Below are 11,716 nucleotides of genomic sequence, written 5' to 3'. Positions count from 1 at the left end.
AATAAATGAATAAATGAATAAATGAATAAATGAATAACTGAATGATAAATTTGGTACGTTTATGTAACATAGGAATTTAGACGAGTTTATCTCAATTGAATTTTCAACCATTTGTTTTTTATCGGTTTACACTGTTTGGAGTATGTGCATAACGTGCCATTTTTGGGATCGAATAACACATAGCCTGTTACTTTTATTCATAAAAGACACTCAAAACAGATAAGCTTGCTGGCCACTTACTAAATCTATTATATAAAATGTTGTGTGTGAATTAATCAGCTCGATATGTCGACAGTTTAAATCGAAATGCATACTAATAAGGTGTTAGGTTACTAAGGAATATTTATTAAATGCCCTCACCAGTATTTTTGGTCTATGGGGCTCATTACTTATAATCTTTACTAAGCAAGAATAAGGCGTTTAAGTAGGGCAAAAAAGTTGGCTAGAGCCTGTAACAAAATCTGTTACAGGTTCGTATAAATAGTTAAAATATAGTGCTTCGTTACTTAATACTAATATTGGTGTTAATTATTGACTTTAAAGCGACCGACTAAATTTGTTAAATCTTTAGATAAAACAAGTAAGTCATTCGATCCATCGGCCAATGTATCAGCAGTATTAACAATACCTTTTGCCGATTGATTAATGCCACTAATATCGTCATTGATCAAGTCCGATGAACTGCACTGTTGATCTGCGGCTTGAGTAATACGCGAGATATTTACCTTCATTTGTCCAACCAAAGTACTGATTTCGTTAAATGATTGGTTCGCTTGTTCAATTTTATTGATAGCCTGTTTCGATTGTTCGACATTCACGCCCATTTGTTGAGAAACAACACGTGTTTTATCCAGCAAGTTCATTAATACAGCATCAATTTCTTCGGTAGCGCCTCGCGAGCGTTGCGCTAATGTTCTCACTTCATCTGCGACCACAGCAAAGCCTCGCCCTTGCTCACCAGCTCTTGCCGCTTCAATAGCCGCATTAAGTGCTAAAAGATTGGTTTGTTCGGCAATGCTTCTGATAACATCTAATATTTTAGTAATATTCTCACTTTCCAGTTCAAGTGACTTCATCGATTGAGATGATTCACTTAACGATTGATTTAACGAACTCACTTCACTTACCGTGACAGAAATTAACGAAATACCCTTTTTGGAGTACTCTTCAGTTTTCATAATAGTCGTTGAACTTTCTTGGCAGTCGTTTGATGTTTGATGTGCGATATCTGTCATCGTTGCGATAAGGTTATTCACATTATTTATTGATTGTTCTTGTTTATGGCTGACTGATTTTACATCAGCGATTTGTATACCCGATTGATTAGCTACCACATTTAATGTTGATGCACAGGTTTTAATATCAACGACAAGCTGATGAATCGAGTCTAAGAATTGATTAAACCATTGAGCCAATTCACTGACTTCATCTTGACCAATAACCTCTAGTCGCTTAGTTAAATTTCCATCACCTTGTGCAATATCACGCAAACCTTCAGCCACACGGTTAATAGGTTGAACAATTCGATTGGCTAACCAAAATCCTATGGCAATAAATAATGTAACCATGATAAAGGCAATCACGGTAATGGTCTGACTCATATTATATGCAGGCGCTAAAATTTCATCGCTATGGATGACGCCAACAAAACGCCACTTTAGTTCTTTTGAATAATAACTGGCAACGTCAACATCTTCACCTAAATGCTCGGTAGAAAAATGATCTTGATTTGGACTTTTTTGTAATATGGAAAATAATGATGATGATGAAAGATCTTTAATATTTTTGAAGTTATTCTCGGGTGTTTTGGCATCAGCTAATACGGTTCCTGACTCATCAATAAGAATGAGATAGCCGCTTTCACCTAGTTTTGTATTACTTAATATATCCGTTAATGTTGAAAGGGTAACATCTAGACCTTGTACACCTATGATGTCGCCTTGCTTATTTTTGACCACTAATGCAGAAGTTACTACAGGTTTTCCTATGACATCTTGATATGCTTCAGTAATAATTGGAGCGTTTGGAGAGGCTAGCGCCTGTTTGTACCAAGGACGTTGTCTTGGATCATAACCTCCAAGCACTTCTAATGGATATTGAACAAAGCCACCTTCTTTGGTGCCTGTGTATACGTATAGTAAATCAGGGTGTGATGAACCAAAATCTTCATATAGCTTATATAAATTTAATTCTTCGACAGAATCATTTTTTGGCTCCATCATATGATCAGAGTCAATATAAGTATGAGTATTATCAGGAAGTTGGGTTGTCAATTTATTTTGAGCTAAAAATTTTACGTTAGCTTTGATTTGTTGGAAGAACAGCTGAAAGCCGTTGTCTACTTGCCTTAATTCATCCTGAGTGCGTTCCACAAAGCTTGTTGAAGATATAGAAATCGTCATTGATATACTGACAATTGCAATGGCAATAATTGGTAAAATAACCGTAGCAGCAAAGCTCAACGTTAGTTTAGAGCGAATATTCATAAAAATTCATTAAATAATCGTAAATGTAGCCATAATATAACTGAGAATCATACTGAGACCAAGCCCAAATGAGTCAGAGCGAAAGTACTGGCTAAACGACAAAACTGTGACCGATCTTACTTGCCCATTTCAGTATTTTAAAAATCCAAAAATTTTTAAAAAAGCCTCAACAAACTTCACGGAAAATTCTCTCGCCATCTATGACTATTCGTTGTGTTTTATTAGTAAAAGTTTATCAGTGAAGAATAGCCACTTTGCTTTGTCTATAGGTGTTTTAGATTATATTGCCCATTATTTTAAGGATTTATTTATTATATTTACCAATTATTTACATAAATAGCAGGAAATATTCTATATATTTATTACACTTAGGGTTAACTATAACAATAATACGAATTAATAATGTCAAACTTTCTCTTTAAAGAAGAATCTGCAGGCGAGTCCTTAACGTCAAAACCAAAGAAGCACAAGGTCTGGCGGATACTTGTCATTGATGATGATGAATCTGTGCATCAAGTCACTCGACTGGTTTTAGCGGATGCTACTATTGAACACAGAAGCTTGGAAATTGTTTCGGCTTATTCTTCTATTGAAGCTCGTGAGATATTATTAAAAGATGATACCTTTTGCATGGCCTTTGTTGATGTTGTTATGGAAACTGATCATGCAGGTTTGGAGCTTGTTGAATGGATCCGTAATACCTTAAAAAACCAAGCAATACGTCTTATTCTAAGAACGGGTCAGGCAGGATCAGCTCCTGAAGCTAAAGTGATTAAAGAATTTGATATTAATGACTATAAAGAAAAAACTGATTTTACTGCCGGTAAAATGACTACAACTGTCTACGCAAGTATTCGCGCTTATCGTGACATAATGACGATACAGCGTAGTTTAGATGCTTTTAAACAGTTAATAAAAGCCACTCATGATCTTTTGAAAATTAATCAATTCAAGCCTTTTGGCTCTGCTGCTTTAGAACACTTATTGACTTTAATGGATGTTGACAGCTCTGCGCTTTATATTGCCCGAAGCCAATTAGAATATGATGAAACTAGCTCAAATCTGATTATTGCCTGTACCGGTAAGTATGTGAGTGAGTCAGATAGTCTTGAAGCGTCAGATATTTCTAGTGATGTTAAACATTTAATCCAGAAAGCGTTCGAAAATAAAAAGCATTATTTCACCGATGAAATATTTGTTGGATATTATGAAACATCAGGCAATTCAGTCTCAGTACTTTATATTGAATTCGAAGATGACGCAGAGCATTTTAAAGCCAGTTTAGCCGAGTTGTTTGCCACTAATGTTGCCCTTATCCTTGATAGTTTATCCAAACAACATGAGCTAGAGAAAACTCAGAAAGAACTGCTCTATATCGTTGGAGAAGCCATTGAAACGCGTAGTAAAGATACTGGGGCTCACGTTCATCGAGTTGCACTTATTTGTGAACTGTTAGCGAAAAAATTACAACTAAGTGATGCCTTTGTTAATGCTATTCGCTTAGCTGCACCACTACACGATATTGGCAAGGTGGTTATTCCCGTTAATTTACTCCATAAACCGGGCAAGCTTGATAACAACGAATGGGAAATTATGAAAACTCATGCCGACGCAGGGTTTCAATTGTTGTCAAAATCTAAAACGAGTGTTTCAAAGCTAGGTGCAAGGTTAGCACATTACCATCATGAAAATTGGGATGGCAGTGGTTACCCCGATGGCTTAAGTGGTGAAGAAATTCCGCTTGAAGCACGTATTATGGCTATTGCAGACGTTTTTGATACCTTGGGCTCTGAGAGTTGTTATAAAGAGAAATGGTCTGATACCGAGATAAAAGCTTTCTTAATTGAACAAAGCGGCAAAAAGTTTGAAGAAAAAATGATTGATGTGTTTATAGAAAACTATGATGAGTTTTGCCAAATTAGAGTGTTAAATCCAGGTGAATTTCCATTATAAAACTGTATAAGCAACCGAGGTTATTCTTGTCAATTAGGTAAAGAGTAGAACATTTTTATTAATGTTCTACTTTCAGGTTAACATGAACTTAATTTTGGCTTATCTTATCGACCGTGGCTGAACAAGCTTCAAGGAATATATCCATAAAATATTCAACTTCAGGCATTTCTTTTTTTAACCCGTCTAGTTTTATTTCTAATCGCTCTTTAACGTGTAAAAACTCAGGGTTGTGGTGATTGAGCTCATCGAGTGCCTTGATATAAGCGACTAAAATGTCCGCCGCTTTTACTATCGCTTTATAATGGACTTCAACGTTATCTTGAACAATAATATCCGAAAAAAGTTCCTGAAACTCTTCAGGTAAAGACGCTAAACATTCTTTTTCTGCTAGGTACTCTATCTTCTTGAATTCTCTTGCAATTTCTTTATTAGCATATTTAGTTGGGCTAACAATATCGCCATAGCGAGTTTCACTTGCCTCATGATATAAAGCGATAGTGGCGACACGGTCAGCATTGATGTTACCGCCAAATTTCTTATTTTTAATGACCGCTAGCAAGTGAGCGACAATCGCAACTTGATGTGAGTGCTCGGCAACGTTTTCTGGCTTCACACAAAACATTAGCGCCCAACGTTTGATTAACGGCATTCTGAACATCCAAGCTAAAAAAGTACTCTGCATGGTTATTTCCTTAATATAAGTAGTTATTGGCTATAGGTACTGAAAAAATTCTTAAGTTTGGCCATTGCCGGCACTAATTCGTCAACATGGGGTAGAAAAACTAAACGAAAATAATTTTTCTCCTGAATGTTAAACGCACCGCCATGAACCAAAAGAATTTTTTCTTGTCTGAGTAAATCTAAAATCATTTTCTCATCATCAAGAATGTTAAATTTTTCTTGGTCAACTTTAACAAACAAATACAAGGCCCCCATCGCAGGGTTACAAGATAAACCATCAATTTCGTTGATCATTTTATGCGCTAGATTTCGCTGCTTGATTAAACGGCCATCATCCTTTATCAATTCATTAATACTTTGATAGCCACCTAATGCTGTTTGAATAGCATGTTGACAAGGCACGTTGGCACATAAGCGCATTGAAGCAAGAATATTCAAGCCTTCTAAGTAATCTTCCGCATGAAATTTAGGACCACTAATTACCATCCACCCAGCGCGAAAGCCAGCGATACGGTAATTTTTTGATAAACCGCCCATAGTAATAATTAAAACATCTTGTGCCAAACTCGCGGTAGGTATATGTGTAGCTTCGTCATACAAAATTTTGTCATAAATTTCGTCACTGAAAATAATTAAGTCGTGCTTACGTGCTAGTTCAATAATGCCCTTTAACAGCGCTTCACTGTAAACAGCGCCCGTTGGGTTATTGGGGTTAATTAGCACAATAGCTTTGGTTTTATCGGTGATCTTGTTCGCCATATCTACTAGGTCAGGAAACCATTGGTTTTCTTCGTCACAGCGATAATGAATAGCTTTGCCACCCGATAGCGCTACAGATGCTGTCCACAAGGGGTAATCGGGTGCGGGTATCAAGACTTCATCGTCATTATTTAATAACGCTTGCATCGCCATCACAATTAATTCACTGACACCATTACCGATAAAAATATCTTCAACGCTAACATCTAATATACCTTGTTGCTGAAAATACTGCATCACGGCAACACGTGCTGAATAAATACCTTTAGATTCGCAATACCCTTGAGCTGTCGGTAGGTTGCGAATAACATCTTTTAAAATATCATCGGGGGCAGCAAAACCAAACGGGGCAGGGTTACCGATATTAAGCTTTAATATTTTATGACCTTCATCTTCTAACTTTCGGGCTTCGGCGGCGATCTGTCCTCTAATTTCATAACAAACATTATTCAATTTTGATGATTTTTTGATGTTTTTCATTAGCGGCGTCTCATAGAATATTTTTCATATTGTGGTTGATTATGTATCCCTCATTGTTACTAATAATCAACCGCTTTGAAACAGTTACTTGCAAGTTTCTTATAGCATTAATGAAATAAAAGCGTCATCTTGTTATTAATTGAGTGAAATTTAAGCACGGAGGTCAATAATGCCATTACCTTTATTATGGTTAGGGGCTGCTGCAATATCTGCATTCGCGGTAAAAGAGTTAGCCGATGACCGCAAGAAACAGCAAAGAAAACGCTTTTATTATCGTGATGTACAATGTCTCGGTCGGTTTAATGAACATGAATCTCCGGTTGTCCAGTATCCAACCGATTTGTTTACTACCACGGAAAAAGTGAAACCAGAAATTGGCGCAATTGTTTGTTGTGGCGTTGGCGGTATACTTGATCACACCGGTATTTGGGTTGGTGACAATACAATTGTTGAACTCGATGGTAATGGTTTAATTAAAGCTATTTCGGTGCAACGCTTTACTAAAGAGCGCTCAGGAAAACATATTTTTATTGCTTGTGATTCAACAGCAAAACCTTTTGCTAGTGAACTTGCCGCGCAACGTGCTCAGCAACAAATTTTTCAATACCGAGATTATCATATGATAGAAAATAACTGTCACCAATTTATTTGGCAATGTTTTAAACCCCATGATAAGAATTTAACAACGTTTAAGGCGCTTAATATTCGCTTAGCGAAATTATACGATCGGAAAATTTATTGGGATATTTGTGATTGCTGATCAGTTAACTAGATAAATTAGTAGTATTTATCACTATACTTTTATCGGTAAGGCAATCAGAATATAGCTCAATAATATTGTGTACAATGAAGGTTTACTTTTGAAACTTTGGTTAAAAAGAATTTTACTCTTGTTCGTTTCACTGTTTTGCTTTGCTATCATTGTCATTTTTATGGCTTTACAGTCAACGCCGCAGTTGCAAAGAATACATCAAATTGATGCTAATTCGGCGACAGAAAATAAACGTATTGCTCAGCGTTTAATTCAGTCTTTAAAGAGTGATCAGCAACCGATTAAATTGCAAGCTACTCAGGCTGAACTTCATGGACTCAGTGCTTTTGGTCACCGTGCCATTCCACAACTAAGCTCTGATGTGGTTTTATTTAAAGACAGTGCTTTAATTAACTTTTCTATAGCCTTGCCTTTACCCAAGTTTATAAAATACCTTAATGTGGAGATGATGCTTGTTTCTTCAAAGGAAGGTCTTGATTTGGGCACTGTTTATATTGGTAATGTTGCGCTCCCGGGTAATGGATTGCTTAAATTGGCTGAATGGTTTACTAACCTATATGTAAAAGAAGAATTTGGTAGCACGCTATTAAGCATGATCAAAAGCGTTGATATTAGTGCAGAGAAAATTTCTGTAGATATTGTGCTTTCAGATGATTTAAAAAATGAGCCATTAAGCAATAAAAATAGTCTTTTTGCTTTACGTGACCAACTTGCGTTATATGGTGATGTTGAGGTGATACGGTTTTATTATCAAAGCCTTGTTGACACGATTGAGCAGTCAAAAACGCTTAAGCTTTCGTTTGCTCAATATGTTGGTTTTACTTTTGGTTTAGTAAAACAACGTAATTTAGCCGCAATAACTGATTCACCGGCAAAAGAGAATCGAGCGGCTTTAATGGCCTTAGTGCTTTATTTTGGTACCGATAAGTTTGAGCTCTTAGTCGGGGATATTTCTAAGCTGTCAGCGGAGCAAATACAACAGCGAACAATACGCCGAGCAAGGGTTACGTTACGCGAAAGAGTGGATATTCAAAAGCATTTTATTTACTCCGTTGCTTTGCAGCTATTTGGCACCAGTACCGCAAGTAATGCCATTGGCGAGCTAAAAGAATTTTTAGACTCAAACAGTGGTGGTAGTGGTTTTAGTTTTGCCGACTTGATGGCCGATCGGGCTGGAACTCGCCTGGCAATGCTGGCGACAACCTCGGATGAAAGCGCCTTAAAAGTGCAAGAACACTTGGCTGATATCATTAATGAAAGCTTGATTTTACCTGAATTGACGGGTTTACCCGAAGGTATATCCCAACAAAAATTCGAACAATATTATCGTGATATTGATTCGTTAGTTTATCGTAGCATGCTGCAAAGCATTGATGAGCGTTTACGTAAAATTCCTGTTTATCAAGACTAACTAAAGCGCTAGCCAGCAATAAAAAACGCGACCTTAAGGTCGCGTTTTTATGTTCAATATGAGGGGTTATATTCACAACTGCCTGGATGCCAGAGCCGAAGATGGTTTTTCTCAAATACCATCAACTATCAAGTCATTATTACTGAATCCTTGCATCTCACCGTTAATCAATGTGATGTTTAGCTAAATAAAGACATGACATCACTGATTGCCATTAACGATTTTTCACCACTAATACGGTTTTTCACTTCAACGTTCTGTTCATCAAGATTACGTTCACCAACAATTAATAATATTGGCGTACCAATTAATTCATGGTCGGCAAACATCACACCCGGACGTTCTTTACGGTCATCGAAGATAACTTCAATGCCAGCTTGCTGTAATTGTGTGTATAAAGCTTCTGCGGTTTCTTTAACACGAGCAGACTTTGCCATATTCATTGGAACAATCGCTACTTGAAATGGTGCAATAGCTGCTGGCCATTTTATGCCATTTTCATCATGATTTTGTTCAATAGCCGCAGCAACAATACGTGAAACGCCTATGCCATAACAGCCCATAGTTAACGTTTGATTTTTACCATTTTCTGTTAATACGCCACAATTCATTGCTTGTGCGTATTTTTCGCCTAACTGGAAAATATGGCCCACTTCAATACCGCGCTTAATGACAATATTACCAAGACCACAAGGGCTAGGATCGCCTTCGACGATGTTACGGATATCTTGAATGTTGATTTCATCACAATCACGTTTCCAGTTAACCCCAGTATAAGATTGACCGTTTACGTTGGCACCACAGACAAAGTCGCTTAGATGAGCAGCACTGCGGTCTACAATAACGTCAACAGGTAAGCCTCTAGGGCCTAATGAGGTGATATGGCAGTTAGCAATTGCAGATATTTGTTCATCAGTTGCAAATGTTAAAGGTGAAGCGATAACAGATAAATTTTCAACTTTAACTTCATTTAGTTGATGATCGCCACGAAGCACTAGAGCAATGAATTTTTCTGGCTCACCTTTAGCACTAGAGCCAAGCACTAATAGTGTTTTAACCGTAGTTTTTAAATCTATGTTTGAGGTTTTGATTAAACGTTCAAGCTTTAATTCTACCTTAGTCAATTCCTGAGTTGGCTCTGCTCGTTCGCCTAGCGGCGCAATAGCTTCAGCTTTCTCAACGTTTGCTGCAAAATCGCTACCGTCACTAAAGGCAATATCGTCTTCGCCAGAATCAGCTAAAACATGAAATTCATGTGAAGCTTCACCACCAATAGAACCTGTGTCAGCAATGACTGGGCGGTAATCCAAACCTAAACGGTCGAAAATACGGCAATAGGCGTCAAACATAATTTGGTAAGTTTTCTTTAAACATTCTTCGCCTAAATGGAAAGAGTAGGCGTCTTTCATTAAAAATTCACGACCACGCATCACACCAAATCGAGGGCGTATTTCATCGCGAAATTTTGTTTGAATTTGAAATATATTCAGCGGTAATTGTTTATAACTATTTATTTCATTAGCGACTAATTTTGTAATGACTTCTTCGTGCGTTGGACCTAAAACGAAGGCGCGGTCATGACGGTCATTTATGCGCAGTAGCTCAGGGCCATAATCATTTAAACGTCCAGACTCTTCCCATAAATCAGCAGGTTGAACCATAGGCATTAATACTTCAATAGCGCCTGCTCGTTCCATTTCTTCACGAACAATATTTTCAACTTTTCTTAATACTTTGAGACCTGTGGGTAACCAAGTATATAAACCAGAAGCAACATTTCGAACAAGTCCGGCACGTAACATTAATTGGTGACTGATCACTTCGGCGCTGGCTGGCGTTTCTTTCAAGGTAGAAAGTAGGTATTGAGTAGTACGCATTGACTAAAGGTTCCGTAAAATATCAAGTATATAATTGTCGGTTATTCTAGCAGGGCGGGGCGATGGGCAAAAGGAAAATATAAACTCAGATGAATAAAGTTTAACGCATTAAAGAGTCAATTTTAGCTATCTGCACGGGTTATTTAATTAAATAAAATAAAGTCTAACCATTAAGTGCCAGTGTACATTTTAATTACTTGAGCTCATCTTCGTATCAAGGCTAGGTAAAATGATCGCCCTTTGGTATTAATTGCGGGTGTTTATCTTAAGTAATTGTTGATATTATTTTGGCAGTTCTGTTACTTTATCTGCAGGTATATTTAATGACAACAACTCTTTTAAATGGCGTGGTGATCACTTTATGCAAGTTTTAGTTACGGCAATTTTAGCTCAGGTCGGCTCGGTTGTTTTAGGTAAGCCTAACGAAATACGTCTAGCTCTGGCGTGTCTATTAGCAAAAGGTCATCTTTTGATAGAAGATTTACCAGGCATGGGTAAAACCACGTTAGCGCAGGTGTTAGCACAAACGCTTGGACTTAGTTATCAACGAACGCAGTTTACCAGTGACTTGTTACCGGCGGATGTTATTGGTATCTCAATATTTAATCCTGACACTAAAAAGTTTGAGCTCCATCGAGGACCAATTTTTAATCAGGTGGTGTTAAGTGACGAAATCAACAGAGCAAGTCCTAAAACACAAAGCGCTTTACTTGAAGCAATGGAAGAGCATCAGGTTAGTATTGATGGGACAACCTACCCACTGCCACAACCCTTTTTTGTTATCGCCACACAAAATCCTTTAATACATGCGGGCACATACCCTTTACCTGAGTCACAACTCGATCGATTTATGATGCGTATATCTCTGGGATTTCCTGATATAGCGGCAGAAAAACAAATTTTACAGAGTGAAAGTAGCCACGCGAGCTATAAAAAGCTATTACCTTGTGTTGATACCGACAAACTTATCGCCATGCAAGCTGCTGTATCACAAGTGACGGTATCAGATAATATTATTGACTATGTAATCGCCTTAAATCATGTCAGTCGTCAACAAGGGTTTGCTGGTAGACCTTTATCACCAAGAGCTGGACAAGCACTGGTGGCTGCAGCGAAAGCATGGGCCTTTATCGATGAGAGGACCTATGTCATCCCCGAAGATATTCAAACCGTCTTTAGTTCGGTATGTCAACATAGACTTGAGTTGACCACGCTTGGCTTTGGTGAGCAACAAGATAAAATTTCAGCGCAGGTTATAGCACAAGTTAATGTTTTAAACCCACTGAATCCATAATGT

At 37.5% G+C, this 11,716-nt stretch carries 8 protein-coding genes; 4 read left to right on the top strand and 4 right to left on the bottom strand.

The window, feature by feature from the left end:
* Positions 1-524: 524 nt before the first annotated feature.
* Positions 525-2,486, bottom strand: a complete 1,962-nt coding sequence (locus H4J62_RS15875; RefSeq protein ID WP_182217045.1) for a methyl-accepting chemotaxis protein — start codon at positions 2,484-2,486, stop codon at positions 525-527.
* 402 nt (positions 2,487-2,888) lie between these two features.
* On the opposite strand from H4J62_RS15875, the gene H4J62_RS15870 reads away from it, so the two are divergent.
* Positions 2,889-4,439, top strand: a complete 1,551-nt coding sequence (locus tag H4J62_RS15870) for an HD domain-containing phosphohydrolase (protein ID WP_182217043.1) — start codon at positions 2,889-2,891, stop codon at positions 4,437-4,439.
* A gap of 88 nt (positions 4,440-4,527) precedes the next feature.
* On the opposite strand, the gene yfbR is transcribed toward H4J62_RS15870, so the two are convergent.
* Both yfbR and H4J62_RS15860 read right to left on the bottom strand, forming a co-directional pair.
* A complete protein-coding gene (gene yfbR / locus H4J62_RS15865; protein WP_070373986.1) occupies positions 4,528-5,121 on the bottom strand; it encodes a 5'-deoxynucleotidase in 594 nt (197 codons plus the stop codon).
* A gap of 23 nt (positions 5,122-5,144) precedes the next feature.
* Positions 5,145-6,359: a pyridoxal phosphate-dependent aminotransferase gene (locus H4J62_RS15860; RefSeq protein ID WP_070373985.1), complete on the bottom strand. Its 1,215-nt coding sequence runs from the start codon at positions 6,357-6,359 to the stop codon at positions 5,145-5,147.
* Between the two features lie 169 nt (positions 6,360-6,528).
* Here H4J62_RS15860 and H4J62_RS15855 point away from each other — a divergent pair, with 169 nt between their 5' ends.
* Positions 6,529-7,119, top strand: a complete 591-nt coding sequence (locus H4J62_RS15855; RefSeq protein WP_182217041.1) for a hypothetical protein — start codon at positions 6,529-6,531, stop codon at positions 7,117-7,119.
* A 100-nt stretch (positions 7,120-7,219) separates the two neighbouring features.
* The gene (locus H4J62_RS15850) at positions 7,220-8,542 is read left to right on the top strand and encodes a hypothetical protein (protein WP_182217040.1); all 1,323 of its coding nucleotides are present in this window, start codon (positions 7,220-7,222) and stop codon (positions 8,540-8,542) included.
* A 179-nt stretch (positions 8,543-8,721) separates the two neighbouring features.
* On the opposite strand, the gene H4J62_RS15845 is transcribed toward H4J62_RS15850, so the two are convergent.
* The gene (locus tag H4J62_RS15845) at positions 8,722-10,419 is read right to left on the bottom strand and encodes a proline--tRNA ligase (protein ID WP_182217038.1); all 1,698 of its coding nucleotides are present in this window, start codon (positions 10,417-10,419) and stop codon (positions 8,722-8,724) included.
* Positions 10,420-10,780: 361 nt separating this feature from the next.
* On the opposite strand from H4J62_RS15845, the gene H4J62_RS15840 reads away from it, so the two are divergent.
* Positions 10,781-11,713 (top strand): MoxR family ATPase, encoded by a 933-nt coding sequence (locus H4J62_RS15840; RefSeq protein ID WP_182217036.1) that lies wholly within the window; start codon positions 10,781-10,783, stop codon positions 11,711-11,713.
* Positions 11,714-11,716 lie beyond the last annotated feature (3 nt).

The sequence above is a fragment of the Colwellia sp. BRX8-5 genome (assembly GCF_014077325.1).
GTDB lineage: Bacteria > Pseudomonadota > Gammaproteobacteria > Enterobacterales > Alteromonadaceae > Colwellia_A.
Note: the sequence above shows the minus strand (reverse complement) of the source record. Positions and strands in the feature narration are given on the sequence as shown.